General features: G+C 60.4%; 17 protein-coding genes. 11 read left to right on the top strand and 6 right to left on the bottom strand.

The window, feature by feature from the left end:
* Nucleotides 1-203: 203 nt before the first annotated feature.
* Both TX23_RS03145 and TX23_RS03140 read left to right on the top strand, forming a co-directional pair.
* Nucleotides 204-1040 (top strand): CvfB family protein, encoded by an 837-nt coding sequence (locus TX23_RS03145; protein WP_019820451.1) that lies wholly within the window; start codon nt 204-206, stop codon nt 1038-1040.
* Nucleotides 1041-1151: 111 nt separating this feature from the next.
* Nucleotides 1152-1550: a DUF2177 family protein gene (locus tag TX23_RS03140; protein WP_057700966.1), complete on the top strand. Its 399-nt coding sequence runs from the start codon at nt 1152-1154 to the stop codon at nt 1548-1550.
* On the opposite strand, the gene TX23_RS03135 is transcribed toward TX23_RS03140, so the two are convergent.
* On the bottom strand, nt 1494-2672 hold the full coding sequence (locus TX23_RS03135) for an MFS transporter (protein ID WP_057700965.1): 1179 nt from the start codon (nt 2670-2672) through the stop codon (nt 1494-1496). The two genes, TX23_RS03140 and TX23_RS03135, sit on opposite strands and share 57 nt — an antisense overlap.
* Nucleotides 2673-2776: 104 nt before the next feature.
* Here TX23_RS03135 and ptrR point away from each other — a divergent pair, with 104 nt between their 5' ends.
* Together ptrR and TX23_RS28655 are read left to right on the top strand one after the other, a co-directional pair.
* Entirely contained in the window at nt 2777-3670 is an 894-nt protein-coding gene (gene ptrR / locus TX23_RS03130) for a putrescine utilization regulator PtrR (RefSeq protein WP_057700964.1), read from the top strand.
* A 142-nt stretch (nt 3671-3812) separates the two neighbouring features.
* Nucleotides 3813-3935 (top strand): PA1414 family protein, encoded by a 123-nt coding sequence (locus tag TX23_RS28655; RefSeq protein WP_003193089.1) that lies wholly within the window; start codon nt 3813-3815, stop codon nt 3933-3935.
* A gap of 186 nt (nt 3936-4121) precedes the next feature.
* Here the strand turns inward: TX23_RS28655 and TX23_RS03125 are convergent, their stop codons facing one another.
* Nucleotides 4122-5504 carry a sodium:solute symporter gene (locus TX23_RS03125; RefSeq protein WP_057700963.1) on the bottom strand — a complete coding sequence of 461 codons (1383 nt, stop codon included), beginning with the start codon at nt 5502-5504 and terminating at the stop codon, nt 4122-4124.
* Nucleotides 5505-5635: 131 nt separating this feature from the next.
* The gene (speB, locus tag TX23_RS03120) at nt 5636-6586 is read right to left on the bottom strand and encodes an agmatinase (RefSeq protein WP_032880005.1); all 951 of its coding nucleotides are present in this window, start codon (nt 6584-6586) and stop codon (nt 5636-5638) included.
* Between the two features lie 252 nt (nt 6587-6838).
* Between speB and TX23_RS03115 the strand changes: the two genes are divergently transcribed.
* From TX23_RS03115 to TX23_RS03085, 7 genes are all read left to right on the top strand, one after another.
* Nucleotides 6839-7732 carry a LysR family transcriptional regulator gene (locus TX23_RS03115; RefSeq protein ID WP_005790200.1) on the top strand — a complete coding sequence of 298 codons (894 nt, stop codon included), beginning with the start codon at nt 6839-6841 and terminating at the stop codon, nt 7730-7732.
* A gap of 6 nt (nt 7733-7738) precedes the next feature.
* The gene (locus tag TX23_RS03110; RefSeq protein ID WP_057700962.1) at nt 7739-8344 is read left to right on the top strand and encodes a tRNA-uridine aminocarboxypropyltransferase; all 606 of its coding nucleotides are present in this window, start codon (nt 7739-7741) and stop codon (nt 8342-8344) included.
* 699 nt (nt 8345-9043) lie between these two features.
* Nucleotides 9044-9946, top strand: coding sequence for a cysteine synthase CysM (cysM, locus tag TX23_RS03105; protein WP_003193080.1), 903 nt, complete (start codon nt 9044-9046; stop codon nt 9944-9946).
* On the top strand, nt 9946-11298 hold the full coding sequence (gene rlmD, locus TX23_RS03100; protein WP_057700961.1) for a 23S rRNA (uracil(1939)-C(5))-methyltransferase RlmD: 1353 nt from the start codon (nt 9946-9948) through the stop codon (nt 11296-11298). Before cysM ends, rlmD begins: the two co-directional genes overlap by 1 nt.
* 121 nt (nt 11299-11419) lie before the next feature.
* Nucleotides 11420-13663 (top strand): GTP diphosphokinase, encoded by a 2244-nt coding sequence (gene relA, locus TX23_RS03095; RefSeq protein ID WP_057700960.1) that lies wholly within the window; start codon nt 11420-11422, stop codon nt 13661-13663.
* A gap of 153 nt (nt 13664-13816) precedes the next feature.
* On the top strand, nt 13817-14650 hold the full coding sequence (mazG, locus tag TX23_RS03090) for a nucleoside triphosphate pyrophosphohydrolase (RefSeq protein WP_032880011.1): 834 nt from the start codon (nt 13817-13819) through the stop codon (nt 14648-14650).
* Nucleotides 14651-14675: 25 nt separating this feature from the next.
* A complete protein-coding gene (locus tag TX23_RS03085; RefSeq protein ID WP_014719402.1) occupies nt 14676-15221 on the top strand; it encodes a DUF2058 domain-containing protein in 546 nt (181 codons plus the stop codon).
* 60 nt (nt 15222-15281) lie between these two features.
* Here the strand turns inward: TX23_RS03085 and TX23_RS03080 are convergent, their stop codons facing one another.
* From TX23_RS03080 to TX23_RS03070, 3 genes are read right to left on the bottom strand one after another with little or no spacing between them, the layout of a single operon-like run.
* Nucleotides 15282-17402: a TonB-dependent receptor gene (locus TX23_RS03080; RefSeq protein WP_057700959.1), complete on the bottom strand. Its 2121-nt coding sequence runs from the start codon at nt 17400-17402 to the stop codon at nt 15282-15284.
* Complete coding sequence (locus tag TX23_RS03075; RefSeq protein WP_057700958.1) at nt 17399-18625, bottom strand: MFS transporter; 1227 nt, start codon at nt 18623-18625, stop codon at nt 17399-17401. Before TX23_RS03075 ends, TX23_RS03080 begins: the two co-directional genes overlap by 4 nt.
* Nucleotides 18615-20540: an IucA/IucC family protein gene (locus TX23_RS03070; RefSeq protein WP_057700957.1), complete on the bottom strand. Its 1926-nt coding sequence runs from the start codon at nt 20538-20540 to the stop codon at nt 18615-18617. Before TX23_RS03070 ends, TX23_RS03075 begins: the two co-directional genes overlap by 11 nt.
* Nucleotides 20541-20716 lie beyond the last annotated feature (176 nt).

Below are 20716 nucleotides of genomic sequence, written 5' to 3'. Positions count from 1 at the left end.
TGCTGAAATAAGGCGCTAACTTACTGTTTTAGCTCGAAACCAACGGCGCGCTCCGGGCTGGCGGCGTGGAAAAATTCAACCGATTGATCAGACGAGCGGGGCAATGCCAGTAGAACGCCATGCCAGCCCGCGATTTTTCAGGCGCGCGCGCGTGCAGGGCCCAACTCGGGTAGAATGCCGCCCACGCAATGAGGGTATTGGAAATGGCTTTAGTCGGGCGCTACAACAGCTTGCAAGTGGTCAAGCACACTAACTTTGGTTTGTACCTTGATGGTGCGCAAGACGGGGAAATCCTCTTGCCTAATCGGTATATCCCTAAAGATATTCCCAGTGAAGATGAAGACTGGCTCAATGTTTTCATTTATCTGGACAGCGATGACAAACTTATCGCCACCACCGAAAAACCCAAAGTTCAAGTCGGCGAATTTGCCAGTTTGAAAGTTGTGGAGGTCAACAGTATCGGGGTGTTCCTCGACTGGGGCTTGCCGAAGGATCTGCTGCTGCCGTATTCGGAAGAAAAGCGTCAGCTGACGGCGGGTGAATATTGCGTGGTGCATGTCTATCTGGACAAACACACCAAGCGCATTACCGCCACTGCACGCCTTGACCGTTACCTGGACAAAACGCCGGCCAACTACCAGGTGGGCCAGGAAGTCGACCTGCTGGTGGCTGAAGCCACGGACATGGGCTTCAAGGCGATTATCAACAACAAGCACTGGGGCCTGATCCACAAAAACGAAGTGTTCAAGTTCCTGCGCCCGGGCAAGGAAGAAAAAGGCTTCATCAAAGAGATCCGCGCCGATGGCAACATCAGCCTGAGCCTGCAACCGGTCGGCCAGGAAGCGGCCTCCAGCCTCAACTCCAAGATCCTCGCCAAGTTGCGCGACAACAACGGCACCCTGCCGGTCAGCGACAAAAGTGATCCGGCGGTGATCAGCAACTTGTTCGGCGTCAGCAAGGGTAACTTCAAGAAGGCCATTGGTGCGCTCTACAAACAGGGCCAGATCGTGATTCATGCGGACCGCATTGAACTAAGCTGAGTACACGCTGCTCTCCTGTAGGAGCGAGCTTGCTCGCGAAAATATTCCAGGCGCTGCGTAGCGTCGGATGTACGTTTTTCGCGAGCAAGCTCGCTCCTACAGGGTTGTGTCATGTCGAAAAGAACGGTTTTTGCCTACCTTGGCACCTTGCTCGCCTTCCTGGTCCTCGACGGCCTCTGGCTTGGCGTGCTCATGGGCCCCACCTACAAATCCCTGCTCGGCCCGCTGATGCTTGATCAGCCGCGCCTGTTGCCTGCGGTGTTGTTCTATCTGCTGTATGTGGTCGGTTGTGTGGTGTTCGTAGTCCTGCCCAGTGCCAGTTGGCAACGTGCTGCGCGGTTGGGTGGGCTGCTGGGCCTGGTGGCCTATGGCACTTATGATTTGAGCAACTGGGCCACGCTTCAGGGCTGGTCTGCCGAGCTCGCGGTGATGGACATGGCATGGGGCACCTGTTTAACCGCTGTGTGCTGCACCGTCGGCCACCTGTGTGCACGGCGTGCGCATCGGTAGTTGGCGGTTGATCAAGATCGAGCCTGCCACTAACAAACCGGCCCCGGCGACAATCAACGCCAAGTGCAGACTACCGCTGAGGTGGCTGCTCACCGAGGCCAGCAGCGGACCGCTCAGTTGGCCGATGGCAAAGCTGGCGGTCAGCAGCCCCGTGCTGCGTTGGTAGCCGTTGGGCGCAACCTCGCGAAGGCGTGCCATTACCAGTTGCATGCAGGCCAGGAAGGGCGCGCCGCACAACAACACCCCCAGGGCCAGGCCCCAACTGTTATCGAGCAGACAGGCGAAGACCCCGGCCGCTTGCAACCACAAGGTTACGATCAGCCAGCGGCGCGTGGTGTCTGGGTGCTTGCCTCGCAGGCTTGCCACCGCCACACCCACAGTGGCTGCCAGGCCGAAGCAGGGCCAGAACAGGTCGGCCTGCCAGGCTCCGTTGAACTGTGCGCTGGCCATCTGCGCCAGAAAGGTCGCCGGGATGATGTAGCCCAAGCCGTACAGGAAATAAATCCAGCACAGATGCGCGATGCTGCCGTTACTGCTTGCCCGGGTTTGAGCTGGCGCCGTGAGGGTTGGCTTGGGCAAAAAAGGCAGGATCGCCAGCAGCATCACCAGGGCCACGACGCCGTAGACCAGCCACAGCATGGCGGAGCCTTGCCCCAACAGGTTTGAGCCCAGCGCCAGCAAGCCCGTCAGCGCAATCCCCAGTCCCGGCCCGGCAAAAACCAGCGCACCCAGGCGCGGCCGCCCGGCGGCGATCGCCAGCGGCTGGCTCAGGCTGGTAATCATCACCAAGGCCCAGGCGCTGGCCACGCCGATTGCGAAGCGCAACAGCAAGTGCGCCCAGAACCCATGGGCCCAGTAGGACGCCAGCGTTAGCAGTACGCAGAGCCACAGCCCACCATAAAGGCGCCCGCGTACAGGGTGACGGCTGCGAGCAAAGATCGAATCCACTGCGCCGACAAAATAGCCCAAGTAATTGGCGGCCGCGATCAGCCCGGCGCCCGTCAAGTCGACTTGACCTTCGCTGAGCAAATGCGGCATTTGCGGGGTAAGGGCGAAGCGGCCAATCCCCATGGCCATCATTAAGGCGATGAAGCTGGCGAGTAAACGAATCTGCGGTGACATGCTCAAGTTTCCTACAGGAAAACGAATGGCTTGTAGGCTAAGGCCGATTGACTTTCTGTAAAATTGAATAATAGTGATTAACTTGTTCAGTTTTGGAGAAAGGTATGGAGTTCAGTCAATTGCGGATTTTCCAGGCCGTGGCGGAGGAGGGCTCCATCACCCGCGCTGCTGAACGTTTGCACCGCGTACCGTCGAACCTGTCGACCCGGCTTAAACAGATGGAGGAGCAACTGGGGGTGGAGCTATTTGTGCGCGAGCGCCAGCGGTTGCAGCTTTCTCCTGCGGGTAAAGTGCTGTTGGACTACAGCACCCGGCTACTGGCGCTGCACGACGAAGCCCACGGCGCCGTTCAAGGCGGGCAACCGGCCGGTGACTTTGTGTTGGGCAGCATGTACAGCACCGCCGCGGTTCACCTGCCGAAGCTGCTGGCGCGCTATCACCGGACTTACCCCATGGTGAACCTGCAAGTGCAGTCGGCGCCCAGCGGGGAGTTGCTGGAAGGTTTGATTACCGGGCGGCTGGATGCAGCATTTGTCGACGGCCCGCTGACCATCGCGACCCTCGATGGCGTACCGCTGTGCGAAGAGCGCCTGGTATTGATTTGTGAAGCCGATCACCCGCCGGTGCGCGGGCCCCAGGACGTTGCTGGCCGCTCGGTGTTCACGTTCCGACGCAGTTGCGCCTACCGTACGCGCCTGGAAACCTGGTTTTCCCACGAGCATGTGGCCATGGGGCGGGCGATCGAGATCGAGTCCTACCAAGGGATGCTTGCGTGTGTGATCGCCGGTTCGGGGGTGGCGTTGATGTCGCAATCGATGCTCGACAGCCTGCCAGGCAAGGACAGCGTGTCCGTTCATCCGCTGACCGGGCCTTTTGCCACTGCGACCACCTGGCTGATGTGGCGAAAGGGTATGCTCGGCGCTAACCTCAATGCATGGATCGACCTGCAACGCGAGTGCAGCCCGGCACGCCTGGCAGATACACGCGCCATTGCTTGAACGATCCGTCAGGATTCGGATCAATCCAGTAATAGTTAGTTGTGGTTTCGTTCAAGCATTACTCAGGACTTAGGGCTACTATCTCTGTAGGAAACGGCGACAAAACTCACGCCGACCAGCACTACCCTCAAAGGGGGCAACCATGAAAGAGAAAATCCAAAACTGGCTCCACGATCTGGGCGTTGCACTGGGCTTGATTGAGCCTCCGCTGCAACCGGTGCCGATCCGTACGGATGATGAGCAGCGTCGGCCACGTCGCCGCTAAGCGTCAGGCCCAAAGAATACGGCAAATAGGGGAGCGGGCTTGCTCGCGAATACGGTGCATCAGCCAAAAAAGGTTGAATGACGCACCGCTCTCGCGAGCAAGCCCGCTCCCACTTTTATTTTGCGCAAGGCAAAAAAACGGGCGCGACACCGACGTCGCAGCCGCTGAAGAAACTATCCTAATAGCTCAAGCCGCCCGAGCCGCCACGGTATCCGGCCTGCGCGACAACACGCTCACCAGTACAAAACTCACCAGTGCTACCGCCAGGCTGTAGTAAATCGGTGTGTTTGCGTCCAACCCATCCTTGAACATAAACACCAGTGCGGTGACGAAGCCCAGCGTCATGGACGTAATTGCACCCGACGTCGTGGCGCGCTTCCAAAATAGCGCGCCAATCAGTGGTACCAACATACCGCCCACCAAAAGGTTATAGGCCAGGGTCAGGGCGCTGATCACGTCATTCACCACCAGCGCGATGCCCAGTACGGCAACCCCGGTCAGCAGCGTGAACAAGCGGTTGATGCCCAGGCTTGATTGCTTGCCACCGCGCAGCCGTGGCAGCAGGTCTTCGGTCAACACGGTGGATGCCGCGAGCAGGGCGGCGCTGGCGGTGGACATCATTGCCGCCAGGGCCGCGGCAATCACCAGGCCACGAATGCCGTCCGGTAACGAAGCTTTGACGATGGCGGCAAAGGCATTGTTGACGTTATCCAGGTCCGGGATCAGCACGTGAGCCGCCATGCCAATCAGGGCGCAGGCCAGACCGTAGAGAATGCAGTAGAAACCGGCGAAAGTACCCGCGTACTGGGCGACCTTTTCATCACGAGCGGTGAACACGCGCTGCCAGATATCCTGGCCAATCAGGATGCCGAAGAAGTAGATCAAGAAGTAGGTGATGATCGTGTCCCAGCCGATCGCGGTAAAGCTGAAGCTCGACGCCGGCAGCTTGGCCACCAGTTCATCCCAGCCGCCGACGCGGTACAGGCAGATGGGCAGCAGGATGAAGATCAGGCCGACGGTCTTGATCACAAATTGCACGATATCGGTCAGGGTCAGCGACCACATGCCACCGATGGTCGAATACACCACCACCACGCCGCCGCCTACCAGCACCGACAGCCAGAACGGCAAGTCGAACAGCACTTGCAATACGGTAGCGATGGCCAGGATCGAAGTCACGCCGAGCATCAGGGCATAGGCCAGCATGATCACCGCGCTGGCCTGACGTGCCATGGGGTTGTAACGCTTTTCCAGGACCTGGGTAACGGTGAAGATTTTCAGTTTCAGCAGCGGCTTGGCCAGGAACAGGTTCAGCGCAATGATCCCGGCGCCCAGCGCGGCGCACAGCCAGAAACCTGAAATGCCGTGCACATAACCCAGGCGCACGGTGCCGACGGTGGAGGCGCCGCCCAATACTGTGGCGGCCATGGTGCCCATGTACAGCGACGGGCCGAGGTTACGGCCTGCCACCAGGTAGTCTTCGTGGGTCTTGGCGCGGCGCATACCGTAGTAGCCGAGCACGAGCATACCGGCGGCGTAGATGAGTACGACGAATAAATCCAAAGCCATGACGGTGATTCTCCGATTATCTTTTTTATGGGCGATCAGGCGGCAGCCGGCTCGGTCAACACGCGAGCGAAGGTCAGGTACATCTTGGGTCGGGGATCTATATGATCCCCTTGATTGTTAGTGTGAAGGCATCAGCGATGCGCGACGCCAGGCAATACGCAGAGCATCTCGTACAGCAAGTTGGCGCCGAGCAACGAGGTATTGCCGGTGGTGTCGTAAGGCGGCGAAACTTCTACCAGGTCGCAACCAATCAGATCCAGGCCTTGGCAGCCACGGATGATTTCGATGGCCTGGATGGTGGTCAGCCCACCGATTTCCGGAGTGCCGGTGCCGGGCGCCCAGGCGGGGTCGATGCCGTCGATATCGAAGCTGAGGTACACCGGGCCGCCGCCGACTTTTTCTCGCACTTGTGCCATCAACGGGGCAAGGGAGTGGTGCCAGCATTCTTCGGCCTGGACCACGCGAAAGCCTTGCTTGCGGCTCCAGTTGAAGTCTTCGGCGGTGTAGCCCTGGGCACGCAGGCCGATCTGCACCACGCGGTCGCAATCGAGCAAACCTTCTTCCACGGCGCGGCGGAAGGTGGTGCCGTGGGCAATTTTTTCGCCGAACATGTGGTCGTTGACGTCGGCGTGGGCATCGATGTGCACCAGCCCGACCTTGCCGTGTTTCTTGTGGATCGCCCGCAGGATCGGCAGGGTGATGGTGTGGTCGCCACCCAGCGTCAGGGGGATAACGTCGTGCTCAAGGATTTCATCGTAGGCCTCTTCGATGATGCGCACGGCGTCGAGCAGGTTGAAGGTGTTGATCGCCACGTCGCCGATATCGGCCACCGACAGTGAGTCGAACGGGGCAGCGCCGGTGGCCATGTTGTAGGGGCGGATCATCACCGACTCGGCGCGGATTTCCCGAGGGCCGAAGCGGGTGCCGGCGCGCAGCGAGGTGCCGATATCCAGGGGTACGCCGATAAAAGCGGCGTCCAGGCCTTTGGCCGTTTGCAGGTGGGGAAGACGCATCATGGTGGCGATGCCGGCGAAGCGCGGCATTTCGTTGCCGCCCAGTGGTTGGTGGAAAATCTTGTCCACGGGATTGCCTCATCGTTGTTTTGTTTATTGATGGCCGATTCTGCGAAAAGCCTGGGGCAGGAAGAATCGGCAGGGGCAAATACTTAGTTCAGATTTTTCTAAACTAAAGCCCGGGGTAAACTCCCTGATCCTGTAGGAGCGAGCTTGCTCGCGAAAAACGTCAACGATAATGCGGACATCCAGAATATTCGCGGCGTCCTCAGGTTTTTCGCGAGCAAGCTCGCTCCTACAGTTCAAGCATTTGGAGACCTGATGGCCAACGCCTTGCCCGACCTCAAACTCCTGCGCATCTTCGTCAGCGTCGTGCGTCACCAGGGGTTCGCCAACGCCCAGCACGAGCTGAACCTTTCGACGTCGGCCATCAGTACGTATATGAGCCAACTCGAATCCGCCCTGGGCCTGGTGCTGTGCCATCGAGGTCGCGGCGGCTTCAGCCTGACCAGCAAGGGCGAGTTGTTTCATCAGGAAACCCTGCGCCTGCTGGGCGAGCTCGAAGGCTTCGAGCAATACGCCGCTGCGCTCAAAGGCGAGTTGCGCGGCACGCTCAAATTGGGCGTACTTGATTCCACCGTCAGCGACAAGGCCCTGCCGTTCGCTGAGGTGATTGGCGCCTACAGCCTGGAACATCCCGCGGTTCACTTGAACCTGTCGGTGATGAGCCCCTACGAACTGCAACTGGGCGTGCAGGATAACCGCCTGGACCTGGCCATCGGTGCGTTCTCCAACCGCATGAGCGGCCTGATCTATATGCCGCTGTACCGCGAACAGCACTGGCTGTATTGCAGCAACCGGCACCCGCTGTTCAGCGAGCGGCGCATTCCCGAGCAGGTCATCACCCAGCAGCGTATGGTCGGGCGTGGCTACTGGAGCCAGGCCGAGCTGGCGCGCCACGGCTTCAAGCACAGCGCCGCGACCGTCGAAAGTATGGAAGCGCAGTTGATCCTGGTATTGTCCGGCGCCTACATCGGCTACCTGCCCGAACACTACGCCCAGGCCTGGGCCGACAAGGGTGACCTGCGCGTATTGCTGCCGGCGACCTTCGGCTACCAGGCGCCGTTTTCGATGATCATGCGCCGTGGTCGTAGCCGTGAACCGCTTATCCAGACCTTCCGCGACTTGCTCAAGACCCAGCTCAACCAGGCCTGAAAAAACATGTCCAGACCCCAATGCCCGCATTGCTTGCGGCCGACCACCCACTGCCTCTGTGCACTGATCCCGACCCTCGACAGCCGCACTCGCGTGTTGCTGTTGCAGCACCCCAGCGAGGTCGGCCATGCGCTCAATACCGCGAGGTTGGCGGCGTTGGGCTTGAAGAATGCGCAGTTGGTGGTAGGGGAGGTGTTTGATGATCTGGCGACGTTATTGAGCCCGCCTGGGTATCAGGCACGGCTGTTGTTTCCGGCCGATGAGGCGCAGCCTTTGCAGGCTTATATGCCCGGCGATCAGCCCCTGCTGTTGGTGGTTCCGGATGGCACCTGGCGCAAAGCGCGCAAGCTGCTTCACCTCAACCCGTTGCTGGCTGCGCTGCCACGCGTGACCCTGGCTGATGGCGGCATTTCACGTTATCGACTGCGCAAGGCCCCTGGTCCAGGAGCGCTGTCGACGGTGGAAGCTATTGTGCAAGCGTTGCAGGTGCTGGAAGCGCCGGTATCGTTCGAACCGCTGCTCAAACCCTTTGAAGCGCTGATCGAAGGGCAGATTGCGGCGATGGGGGAAGAAGTTTTTCAGAAAAACCATGGCGACGGGCGGCGGGAATAGCAGGTTAATCGAGGCGCGCTTATCGGGGCATAGGTATCTACACAACTCTTTGGTGCGACGCCGGACTTGTGGGAGGGGGCTTGCCCCCGATGGCGGCCTCAGGGCCGACCAGGATGCTGGACTTTGATCGAGTGCATATCCGTTATTTGGGTCACGGCTGCTATTGGTTCCGCTTTTACAGCGGGTCACTTTGGAAAAGAGCCCCAAAGTAACCAAAGGGCTCTTGCCCCACCACTCGGCACCTCGCTTAGGCTCGGTGTGCCCGTAATCCGCCATGGATTTGGGGGGCCGCCGCCACGCGCCATCCATGGCGCGGGGCGGCTAAACCGGCATCCCTGCCGGTTTACCCCCCAAATCCCTGTCGAATTCCGGCCAGCGTGGTTTAACGGGGCGCCTAAGATCAAGATCAAAAGCAGATCAAGAGCGGCTCGCTTCGCATCGTGGTTACGGTTGGCAGTGGCTACAAAAGTTGTGTAGATACCCATGCTTATCGGGGGCAAACCCCCTCCCACAGTTGACCGAGTTCCAACGTGAGAACGTAGTCGAATGTGGGAGGGGGCTTGCCCCCGATGGCGTCGCAACAGTCGCCATATTATTGGCTTATTCCTATAAGCCATAAGCACCACACTTTGCGTGATATGGCCCGCCGTCCTTTCCCGGTATGATGTCCGCCCCCGCAGTCTGGATTGCGAATACGCCATGACCTTGCAGTACCCCACAATCGCCGATTGCGTCGGCAACACGCCCCTGGTCCGCTTGCAACGCATGGCGGGTGAAACCAGTAATACCCTGTTGCTCAAGCTCGAAGGCAACAACCCGGCCGGCTCCGTCAAGGATCGCCCGGCGTTGTCGATGATTGCTCGCGCCGAGTTGCGCGGGCAGATCAAGCCGGGCGACACCCTGATCGAGGCCACCTCGGGTAACACCGGGATCGCCCTGGCTATGGCCGCGGCGATCAAGGGTTACAAGATGGTGCTGATCATGCCCGACAACGGCAGCGCCGAGCGCAAGGCGGCGATGACTGCCTATGGTGCCCAGTTGATCCTGGTCACTCAGGAGGAGGGTATGGAAGGTGCCCGGGACCTCGCCGAACGTATGGCCGCCGAAGGCCGTGGTGTGGTGCTCGATCAGTTCGCCAACGGTGACAACCCCGAGGCGCACTACACCAGCACCGGCCCGGAAATCTGGCGCCAGACCCAGGGCACCATTACTCATTTCGTCAGTTCCATGGGAACCACCGGCACCATCATGGGCAATTCGCGCTACCTCAAGGAGCAGAACCCGGCGATCCAGATCGTCGGCCTGCAACCGATGGAAGGTGCGGCCATTCCTGGTATCCGCCGCTGGCCCGAAGAGTACCTGCCGAAGATCTACAACGCGACGCGGGTAGACCGCATCATCGACATGGCCCAGCGCGAAGCCGAAGACACGACCCGCCGCCTGGCCCGTGAAGAGGGCATCTTCTGCGGCGTGTCCTCCGGCGGCGCCGTGGCCGGTATGTTGCGCTTGTCCAAAGAAGTGGAAAACGCGGTGATCGTCGCGATCATCTGTGACCGAGGCGACCGTTACCTGTCGACCGGCATTTTCGACGAACCCAACTGATGGCCAAGCACGAGAGAGGCTTGCGCTTCCAGCCAACGGGCGGCAGCCGGGCCCCGCAGATCCCGGTGGGCAAGAAACAACGCCTGACCATCGAGCGCCTGGCCAATGATGGCCGTGGCATTGTGTTCTTTGAAGGCCGCACCTGGTTTGTGAATGGCGCGCTGGCCGGCGAAGAAGTGGAAGCACGGGTGTTGGGTACCCATGGCAAAGTGGTCGAGGCCCGTACCGAGCGGGTGTTCCAGGCCAGTGAGCTGCGGCGCCCTGCGCCCTGCGCTCATGTGGGCCGCTGTGGCGGCTGCAGCGTGCAGCATCTGCCTCATGACCAGCAACTTGCCCTGAAACAGCGCATGCTCGCCGAGCAACTGTCGCGGGTGGCAGGTGTCGAACCGCAAGAGTGGGCGCCGCCGTTGAGCGGGCCGGAGTTCGGGTACCGGCGTCGCGCCCGTGTGGCCGTACGCTGGGATGCCAAGGCGAAAAAGCTCGAAGTGGGTTTTCGCGCCGTGGCCAGCCAGGACATTGTCGCCATCGATGACTGCCCGGTGCTGGTACAAGCCTTGCAACCTATCATGCAGCGCTTGCCGAATATGCTGCGTCGCCTGAGCAAACCGCAGGCGCTGGGGCATGTGGAGCTGTTCAGTGGTTCGTCCATCGCCGTGTTGCTGCGGCATATGGCACCGCTGTCCGAAGCAGATTTGCTGATCCTGAAAGAATTTTGCACCTTCCATGAAGCCCAATTGTGGCTGCATGGCGAGGGCCAGCCGGAACCTGTCGAGCCCGATCAGGCCCTGGGCTTTCGCCTGGATGCCTGGGATCTGGAGCTGGCTTACCGGCCGGGAGATTTTGTGCAGGTCAACGCCGGGGTCAATCAGGCGATGGTTGCCCAGGCACTCGAATGGCTGGCGCCACAAGCCGACGAACGGGTGCTGGACCTGTTTTGCGGGCTGGGCAACTTCGCCTTGCCACTGGCGCGCCAGGTGCGCGAAGTGGTGGCTGTAGAGGGTGTGCAGACCATGGTGGACCGTGCAGCGCTCAATGCTGCGAGCAACCATTTGTCTAACGTGCAGTTCTTTCAGGCCGATCTGTCTGCGCCTTTGACTGACGCGCAATGGGCCAAACAGGGCTTTTCTGCGGTACTCTTGGACCCACCCCGCGATGGTGCCCAAGAGGTTGTGCGCAAGCTCGCTACCCTTGGGGCAAAGCGCCTGGTGTATGTGTCCTGTAACCCAGCCACGCTGGCGCGGGACACGGTTGAGTTGGTCAAGCAAGGCTACCGGCTAAAGCGTGCCGGGATCCTCGACATGTTTCCGCAGACTGCGCATGTCGAGGCCATGGCGTTATTTGAAGCGGGCTAGGATGCCCGTTTAATCCGACTGGCCTGCGTTCTCCAAGGCCTTGGTACTGCTACGGAGCTCGCAGTAAAAGTCGGCGATGATTTTGGCGCATCGAAGGTGCGTCGTAGGGAAGGTAAGCAAGATGGTACAGGTGAGAGCACACCAGCCGATCAACACCGACGGCAGTATCAATCTGGAGGCATGGCTGGATCATGCCGTCAGTGTCGACCCGGCACTGGACCGTGAAGCCTTGAAAGCAGCCTGCGAGTTCGCTCGTGAGTCTGAGCAGCAAGACAATGCGGCCAAGAACCTGTGGGCCGAAGGCACTTCAAGCTTTCGCACCGGGTTGGAAATCGCCGAGATCCTTGCCGATCTCAAACTGGACCAGGATTCGCTGATCGCCGCCGTGCTCTATCGCGGCGTGCGCGAAGGGCATATTGCGTTGGCCACCGTTGGTCAGCGTTTCGGTTCGGTGGTGGCCAAGCTGATCGACGGCGTGCTGCGCATGGCCGCCATCAGCGCCAGCCTCAGCCCACGCCAGTCCATGGTGCTGGGCACCCAGGGCCAGGTGGAAAACCTGCGCAAGATGCTGGTGGCGATGGTCGACGACGTGCGCGTTGCCCTGATCAAGCTGGCCGAGCGTACCTGCGCGATCCGTGCGGTGAAGACCGCCGATGACGAAAAGCGTAACCGCGTCGCCCGCGAAGTTTTCGACATTTACGCGCCGTTGGCCCACCGCCTGGGGATCGGCCACATCAAGTGGGAGCTGGAGGATTTGTCCTTCCGCTACCTGGAACCGGACCAATACAAACAGATCGCCACGTTGCTGCACGAACGGCGCCTGGATCGCGAGCGCTTTATCAGCGACGTGATGGGCCAGTTGCGTTCCGAACTGCAAGCGACCGGCGTGGACGCCGACATCAGCGGCCGCGCCAAGCACATCTATTCGATCTGGCGCAAAATGCAGCGCAAGGGCCTGGCCTTCAGCCAGATATACGACGTGCGGGCGGTGCGCGTGCTGGTGCCGGAAATGCGCGATTGCTACACCGCGCTGGGCATCGTCCACACCCTGTGGCGCCACATCCCCAAGGAATTCGACGACTACATCGCCAACCCCAAGGAAAACGGCTACCGCTCGCTGCACACCGCCGTGATCGGCCCTGAAGGCAAGGTGCTGGAAGTGCAGATCCGCACCCACGCCATGCACGAAGAAGCCGAGCTGGGGGTGTGTGCGCACTGGCGCTACAAGGGCACCGACGTCAAGGCCGGGTCCAACCAGTACGAAGAGAAGATCTCCTGGTTGCGCCAAGTGCTGGAATGGCACGAAGAACTCGGCGACATCGGCGGCCTGGCCGAGCAACTGCGGGTGGATATCGAGCCGGACCGGGTCTATATCTTCACGCCTGACGGCCACGCCATCGACTTGCCCAAAGGCGCCACGCCGCTGGACTTTGCCTACCGCGTGCACACCGAAATCGGGCATAACTGCCGCGGCGCCAAGATCAACGGGCGTATCGTGCCGCTCAACTACAGCCTGCAAACCGGTGAACAGGTCGAGATCATCACCAGCAAGCACGGCACGCCGAGCCGCGACTGGCTGAACCCGAATCTGGGCTACATCACCACTTCGCGGGCGCGTGCGAAGATCGTCCACTGGTTCAAGCTGCAGGCGCGCGACCAGAACGTTGCCGCCGGCAAGACCCTGCTCGAACGCGAACTGGCGCGCCTGGGCCTGCCTCAGGTGGATTTCGACAAGCTGGCCGAAAAAGCCAACATGAAGATCGCCGAAGACATGTTCGCCGCCCTTGGTGCCGGTGACCTGCGCCTGGCGCAACTGGTCAACCTGGCCCAGCAACTGGTCGAGCCGGAGCGCGGCAACGAACAGCTGGAGCTGATCCCGCGCAAAGCCACCGGCTACAAACCGGGCAAGCGCGGCGATATCCAGATCCAGGGCGTGGGCAACCTGATGACGCAAATGGCCGGCTGCTGCCAGCCGTTGCCGGGCGACGCCATCGTCGGCTATATCACCCAGGGCCGCGGCGTGAGCATTCACCGCCAGGACTGCGCCTCGGTGCTGCAACTGGGCGGGCGCGAGCCGGAGCGGATCATCCAGGTCAGCTGGGGGCCGGTGCCGGTGCTCACGTATCCGGTGGACATCATCATCCGTGCCTACGACCGTTCAGGCCTGCTGCGTGACGTCTCGCAAGTGCTGCTCAACGAGCGGATCAACGTGCTGGCGGTCAATACCCGATCGAACAAAGAGGACAACACGGCGTTGATGTCCCTGACCATCGAGATTCCGGGGCTGGATGCGCTGGGGCGCTTGCTGGGGCGGATATCCCAGTTGCCGAACATCATCGAGACCCGGCGTAACCGCACCCCGTGATTAGCAGGATGACAGCCGACTGACATGTGGAGTTGTTTTCTGTGGGAGCTGGCTTGCCTGCGATAGCATCACCTCGGTCTAACTGAAGCACCGAGTCGCAAGCATCGCAGGCAAGCCAGCTCCCACATTGGATTTTCAGCGGAAAGAGATACGATGTATTCACTCGAAGACCTGCTGCACCTGATGAACCGCCTGCGCGACCCGCAGTACGGCTGCCCGTGGGACATCAAGCAAACCTACGCGACCATCGTCCCGCACACGCTGGAGGAGGCCTATGAAGTGGCCGACGCCATCGAGCGCGGCGACTTTGACCATCTGCAAGGCGAGCTGGGCGACCTGCTGTTCCAGGTGGTGTATTACAGCCAACTGGCGCGGGAAGAAGGGCGCTTTGAATTTGCCGGGGTGATCGACAGCATCACGCGCAAGCTGATTCGGCGCCATCCCCATGTGTTTCCCACCGGCGACCTGTATGCACCGCTGGATATCCCGCAGTTGAGCGAAGAACAGGTCAAGGAGCGCTGGGAGCAGATCAAAGCTGAGGAGCGCGCAGAAAAGTCCGACGCTCCCGAGCAACTCTCCCTACTCGATGATGTGCCCACCGCCTTACCCTCGTTGTCCCGCGCGGCCAAATTGCAAAAGCGCGCCAGCCAGGTCGGTTTCGACTGGCCGGCCGCCTTGCCGGTGGTGGACAACGTGCGTGAAGAGTTGGATGAAGTGCTCGAAGCCATGGCCGATAACGATCCGCAGGCCATTGCCGATGAAGTCGGTGACCTGCTGTTTGCCGCCGTCAACCTGGCTCGTCACCTCAAGGTTGACCCGGAAACTGCACTGCGCGGTGCCAATGCCAAGTTCGAACGCCGTTTCCGATTTATCGAACAGGCATTGCGCGATACGCACCAACCCATAGAAGATTGCACCCTCGAAGAGTTGGACGCCCTGTGGGGCGAAGCCAAACGCCAGGAAAAGAATGTGTCCAGCTGCGGTTGAGCAGCTGCCTAAGTGAGTAAGCACCATGAGCCTTTCCCTTCGCGACCAGTTGCTCAAAGCAGGTCTGGTCAACCAAAAGCAGGCCAAACAGGTCGGCAAAGAGAAGCAGAAGCAGCAGCGTCTGGTCCACAAGGGCCAGGCCGAAGTCGATGATACCCAGGCACGCCTGGCCGCTGAGGCACACGCCGAGAAGGTCAAGCGTGACCAGGAACTCAACCGCCAGCAGCAGGAAAAAGCCGAGGCCAAGGCGCGTACCGCCCAGGTCAAGCAACTGATCGAAACCTCGCGTCTGCCCAAGCTGACCACCGAGGACTACTACAACTTCGTCGATGACAAGAAGGTCAAGCGCCTGTCGGTCAACACCTTGATGCGTAACAAGCTGAGCAACGGCTCCCTGGCCATCGTGCACCACGGTGGTGGTTATGAGGTGATCCCGCGGGAGGCGGCGCTGAAGATTCAGGAGCGCGCACCGGAGCGCATCGTGCAGCTCAACATCCTCACCGAAAGCCAGGTGCCGGATGAGGACGATCCGTACGCCGCCTACCAGATCCCTGATGATCTGATGTGGTAAGCCGTTAGAAACGACAAACCCCGCCAAAAGGCGGGGTTTGTGTTTTAAGCGTGCAGCCTGTTACCAATCCACTGCGTAACTCAGGCTGAAGGTACGACCTTCGGCATTCGGGTACGGTGCGCGGGCGTTGGCCTGGGCGAACATGTTCTGGTAGTTGCGGTTGGTGAGGTTGTACACCGCACCTTCAAGACGACCTACCGGTAGCCGTACCGAGCCCAGCAGATCAACCAGGGTGTAGCCCTGGATATCGCGACCGTTGTTGTCCTTGGCCGCAGCGTCATAATCGGCCAGGCGCATTCCCTGCAAGCGCAGGCTGTAGTCGTCACGCTGATAGCCCACAAAGGCGGTGGTCTTGGCGGGGGAGATGCGCGTGGCGGGCAGGTCGATCCATTTGCCGTTCTGCTGGGTCTCGCCCTTGGCGTAAGCGTAAGTACCGCCGACGGACCATTGGTCGTTGACGTTGTAGGTCAGGCTGGTTTCGGCACCGCGCACGCGTTCTTTCTGGTTGATCAGACGCAATACACGGTCGTTGGCATCGTAGAACTGCGTGACGTCCGAGGTGTTTTCATACGCGGTGACACTGGCCTGCCACTTGTCCCAGTCGCCACGCCAGCCCAGCTCATAGCTGTCGACTTTCAGGGCCTGGGCATTGAGGTCCTGAATATCGTATTTGCTGTTCACGTCACGCAGGAAGCGCTGGATATCCGGCAGGGAAAAGCCCTGGCTGAAGTTGACGAACACGTCCTGGTTTTCGGTCAGGTGATACACCGCCCCAAGGTTATACAGCGTGTCATCGTATTTGAGCGTGCCGCCGGGCAGTGTGGCGCGGTTGCCGGTCTGGACGATTTCGCCGTAGGCGATGCTGTCGGAGACCTCGCTCTCAATCCACTCGCGACGTACACCACCGCGTAAGGTCCAGTCATTGATGTCGTAGGACAGCTGACCAAAGATGGCTTTGGTGGTGGTCTCGATGTCCGGGCCCAGTTCGAAGGTGGTCCCGGTTTTGCTGTAGTTCAGGCCATTGACCCGATATTGGTCGCCGCGCTGGCGTGAGGTTTCATGATCATAGTCAGCCCCCCACACCAGGTTGCCGGTTGCCGGGCCGATGTCCGGCATCTGCGTATCGATCGCCGCACGCAGGCCATAGACATCCTGCACGCTGTTGTTGTCGGACACGCCTGCCCGGCCTCGGGACAGGTCCGGGAAGAACAGTGCATCGGCCCGCCGCCAGTAGCTTTCGACCTGCAGGCCCTGGCCGTAGAAGTCCTTGTCGGCGTAGTTGAGGTTGACCGCCTGGTTGTGGGTGTAGGGTTGATCGTTCAGGTCCAGGCCTTTTACGGCGACTGCGTCGCTGGTGATGCGAGGGTTCTTGGTGTAGCGGGTGTCTTGTTCGTCTTTGTAGTCTTGCAGCGACAGGCTGATCTTCTTGTCATCATCAAGCTCGTAGCCGAAGCGACCTTGCAGGTCGTAGGTGTCGGTGTCCATGTTGCTGCCCTGGGACGTATCCTGGGGAATGCGCTTGCCGTTACCGTCGAACTGGTCGTTGCGCTGCACGGTGTTGCCCGACAGATACCAGTCCAGCGGGCCCTTGCGCCCGGTGGCGCTTTGGAACGCCTGGTAAGCGAACCCCTTGTGGCTGAAGTTGTTGCCGGCGGTCATGCCGATCTTGCTGCTGAAGGCCAGGTCCTCACCGTTGTTGCGTTTGGTGATGATGTTGATGATGCCACCCGATGCACCTGCGCCGTAGACGCTGCTGGCGCCGGAGATCACTTCGATGCGCTCGATGCTTTCCGGTGCCACGCTGTTGAGCTGACGGAAGTTATCACGCGTGGCGTTTTGTGAAACGCCATCGATCAGGATCAGGGTATTACGCCCGCGAAGCGTCTGGCCGAAGTTGCTCATGCCGCCGCTGGACGGCGCAATGCCAGGCACCAGTTGGCCGAGGATATCCGCGACCCGACGCCCTGCGCCGGTTTGCTGGCGAATCTGCTCTTCGTTGATGACCTGCACGGAACCTGGGATCTGCGCGATGCTGGTTTCATTGCGCGTGGCCGACACCACGGTCGCTTGCAGCTGCAGGCTGGTTGGCGCTGCTTGCGTCGGCTCTGTCTGTTCGGCCCAGGCGGGCGCACTCATCGAGCCGAGAAGCGGCAGCAGAACGGCCAATTGCGATTTGTTCATGGGTTTGTCTCAGAGTTATTAGAAGTATTGACAGAAAAATCGGGTGTCTCAGGCGCTCGCGTATATGAACGGATAGCGCGGATACTCACGGCGGCCAATGCATAGGTCAGTGCGACCAGCCAGAAGCTGTGCGCCAGGCCCACCCACCCCATGCCGATACCGCCTATCAAGGCGCCGCACAGCGCACCTGCTTTGGCGGCGCTGTTACCCATGCCCAGGGCAAAACCCTGCTGGCTGGACGCGACGGTATTGGCGATCAGCGTGTAGGCCACGGGCAGCAAAGCTCCCTGCCACACGCCCCACAGCAACCGGCTGGCGATGAACCCCAACCATTCACTGGCCAGCGCCGTGCAGGCCAGCGTGAGGGCGCAGGCCCAGGTGACCCATTCGATGATGCGCAGCGTATGCGCTGGCTGATGTCGATCGAACAGGCGGCCCCATAACGGCGCAGACAGTGCCAGGGTCAAGGCGCTGGCGCCATAGCTGGCGCCGATCAGCCACGCGGGCGCCTGCAAAACCTCGGCAACATATAAAGCGTAAAACGGTTGCGGCATCATCCTGGCTGCCTGGATCAATACGATGATTCCCAACATCGCGCCAAGCCAGCCTTTGGGCAGTGCGACAGGCTTCGACGGGCGGGCGGGTCTGGAGCGAGGTGAATCGCTGGGCAAGAACGTGCTGATTATCGCGCACAACAGGCAGACGGCGGTGGCGCTGTAGCACAGCAATGCGAAACCGGATATGTCCATCAGCCAGCCGCCCAATACCGGCCCGGCCAGGGAGCCTACGGCGGTGGCTGATTGCAGCCGCGCAAGAATGTGACCGCGCCCACCCTCGCCGCAGCAGGCCAGTGCGTAGGCTTGGGCAGCTGCAATGAAGCCGGCCAACGCACCTTGCACCACGCGGATGACCACCAGCCACCACGGATCAGGCGTTATCGCAGCCAGCGCCTGGCACACCGCCAGTGCCAGCAATGCACGGATGATCATGGGCTTGTGGCCGGTACGGTCGCCCAGTTTCCCCCACATGGGTGTGAGGATCATTGCTGCCATCATCGGCCCGGCATACACCAGCGAAGACAGCAGGCCGGTGTACTGGGCATTGGCGACGCCCAACAGCTTCTGGATTTGCAGCGGCCAAAACGGTCCGCTCATCTCCATCGCCCCCATCGACACCAACTGAATCACCACCAGCAGCCGCAGCGCTGTGTTGTTAGTCGGCATTGGCGGCCGCACTCAAGGGGTTGGGCAGGCGCCCGACGATATCGGCATGACTCTCCAGCAGGCGCATACGCATGAACGATTTGGCCGGCCACGGTTGCTCCAGCAGTGCTTCGCGCTCGGCTGCCCAGCGTTGCGGTTCAACCTGAGCGCGCAGGTCGTCGAAACACTGGCTGACTTGTGCCGACAGCTCATTCCAGAGCAGCGCCTGGGGGATGTCGAAGTGGCGCGCAGCGAGCAGGATCAGCTCCCCCAGGTGGCACATGAATACGGTGTGCAGCAGCTTGTCCCGTACAAAGCCTGCGTCGTCGTACAGCGTCATCTTCGGGTCGTGCAGTTCAATGTCCAGGCCGTGGGCATGCAAGGTTTTGCGGTCGATACGGATATCGCCGAAATCGCGCAACAGCAGGCGGCTCAATTGCCCGTCTGCGGCCATGACCATAAAGGAGTTCTGCTGATGGGCCTCGAACGCAACGCCGTAGCGCAAATACATGCCCAGCAGTGCCTGCACACTGATCGCCGCGTAATCATGGAAAAACGCGAGCATAGCCGCCGCGTCATCCTGGCCTTGGCTCAGGCGCACCCATTGGCGCAGCAGCGGCTGGCCGTGTTGATCAATGGCAAACAGGCTGCCCACCGGCACGGCCATTTCCCCGGGCTTAAGCTGGCTGTGGGGATTGTCGCGATAGAGCACCGCCAGGTGGCGGGAGTGCTCGTCATTGGCCGGTATTGGCTTGAAATGCACACCGATACGCTCGGGAACGATGCTGAGGATTTTCCCAATCGCAGGCTCGCGCTCCAGGATGGTCAGCAGCAGGTGGCTGATCCGTGGGCCCATGCGCGCCGAACGCGGTGAGACGGTGCGCTGCACGCTGGTCAGGCGCAGCGACACGGGCAGTTTGACCATGGGCGCATCGCAGCGGCCTTCAGGCAATACAGTCCTGAAGGACATGGTGGGGTGGGCGGTAAACGCGACGATATCGGTCAGCACCAGCAGCTTGTCGCCGATTGCATCGGCGAACAGCTGAGGCAGCTCCTGGCGTGCCTGCCAGGGATGGGAAGGCAACGGCAGATAATCGCCAGCCTCAAGGCCCTGTGCGTGAAGTGTCGCGGTTAGTTGCTGCGCCGCCTGTGGAAAGTGCTTGCTCCACCACTGCCAGTAATCTGCAGTCCCGGCCAACGTTTCGACATGGGCAAATTGGCGATGCAGTGCGCACAGCAGTACCGGGAAGCGTGCTTCGAATTCCGGCGAATAATTGATGACCTGCTCGGTATTCAGGCCCAGCTTGGTCTTGTAATTGGGGTGCCACGGGTGACCCAATGTTCCCCACTGCTCAAGCACGGATGTCGGGTTGGTAGCGCCTGAACTGTTCTTGAGATGACTCAGCAAGTTGCCTTGATGCACCGGGTCCATGGACGCATGCAGCTTGAGCGTCCATTGCTCATGGAAGGCGAGGCACAAGGTGTCGTTGATGAAGCTGTCGTCGATCTCGACGTTGAGGCGGTTGAGCACTTCCAGGTCTGCCGGTGAGGTGAGGCTGGCGTTAAGCAGCGTCAACAACTGTGATGGGAATTGGATCTTCTGGTCGGTCTGGCCTTCGCGCAACAGAACGACTTCGCCACGCAGGTCCCAGCTTGCCATGCGGCCAGGGCGCAAATGTTCAAAACGTAGTTGGGCCCGGCAAGGCAATGTCAGTGAGCAATGTCCGTGTTCGTCATAAGTGAGGGTGTTGGGGTCGAGCAGGCTTTCACGAAACAATGCCTGGATCAGGCGTTGGAAGCTGCGTTCGGCGGCGGGTGCCAGCGTATTGATCAGGGCGTCAAGGCTGATGTGACTGGCTTGAAATTGCGCGGTGGCAAGTGCCTCGCTCCAGCGTTCCAGCAACGAGATGTCTGGCTGCGTGCTATTTCCGTGCATCAAATGGATTCCCTAATCGTGAGCCTGAATGAAAGGTGCACGAATGGTATCGAGAATCATTATTTTTGTGTGCTTTTGTTACATAAATTCATATCGAATTCTTGAAAAAAAACCGCGCTCCAAAAGCGCGGTTTCTTGTAGACGGTCCGGCTGCGTGGGCCGGGCGTCGAGCTGAT

The sequence above is a fragment of the Pseudomonas paralactis genome, from assembly GCF_001439735.1.
Classification (GTDB): Bacteria; Pseudomonadota; Gammaproteobacteria; order Pseudomonadales; family Pseudomonadaceae; genus Aquipseudomonas; species Aquipseudomonas paralactis.
Note: the sequence above shows the minus strand (reverse complement) of the source record. Positions and strands in the feature narration are given on the sequence as shown.

Coding starts and splice junctions, on each gene's coding strand:
- ptrR (WP_057700964.1), top strand. CDS start 2,777: ATGGAGTTCAGTCAATTGCGGATTTTCCAGGCCGTGGCGGAGGAGGGC.
- TX23_RS03070 (WP_057700957.1), bottom strand. CDS start 20,540: ATGCACGGAAATAGCACGCAGCCAGACATCTCGTTGCTGGAACGCTGG.
- relA (WP_057700960.1), top strand. CDS start 11,420: ATGGTACAGGTGAGAGCACACCAGCCGATCAACACCGACGGCAGTATC.
- TX23_RS03140 (WP_057700966.1), top strand. CDS start 1,152: ATGTCGAAAAGAACGGTTTTTGCCTACCTTGGCACCTTGCTCGCCTTC.
- TX23_RS03145 (WP_019820451.1), top strand. CDS start 204: ATGGCTTTAGTCGGGCGCTACAACAGCTTGCAAGTGGTCAAGCACACT.
- TX23_RS03085 (WP_014719402.1), top strand. CDS start 14,676: ATGAGCCTTTCCCTTCGCGACCAGTTGCTCAAAGCAGGTCTGGTCAAC.
- TX23_RS03115 (WP_005790200.1), top strand. CDS start 6,839: ATGGCCAACGCCTTGCCCGACCTCAAACTCCTGCGCATCTTCGTCAGC.
- TX23_RS03075 (WP_057700958.1), bottom strand. CDS start 18,625: ATGCCGACTAACAACACAGCGCTGCGGCTGCTGGTGGTGATTCAGTTG.
- mazG (WP_032880011.1), top strand. CDS start 13,817: ATGTATTCACTCGAAGACCTGCTGCACCTGATGAACCGCCTGCGCGAC.
- rlmD (WP_057700961.1), top strand. CDS start 9,946: ATGGCCAAGCACGAGAGAGGCTTGCGCTTCCAGCCAACGGGCGGCAGC.
- TX23_RS03110 (WP_057700962.1), top strand. CDS start 7,739: ATGTCCAGACCCCAATGCCCGCATTGCTTGCGGCCGACCACCCACTGC.
- TX23_RS03125 (WP_057700963.1), bottom strand. CDS start 5,504: ATGGCTTTGGATTTATTCGTCGTACTCATCTACGCCGCCGGTATGCTC.
- TX23_RS28655 (WP_003193089.1), top strand. CDS start 3,813: ATGAAAGAGAAAATCCAAAACTGGCTCCACGATCTGGGCGTTGCACTG.
- TX23_RS03135 (WP_057700965.1), bottom strand. CDS start 2,672: ATGTCACCGCAGATTCGTTTACTCGCCAGCTTCATCGCCTTAATGATG.
- cysM (WP_003193080.1), top strand. CDS start 9,044: ATGACCTTGCAGTACCCCACAATCGCCGATTGCGTCGGCAACACGCCC.
- TX23_RS03080 (WP_057700959.1), bottom strand. CDS start 17,402: ATGAACAAATCGCAATTGGCCGTTCTGCTGCCGCTTCTCGGCTCGATG.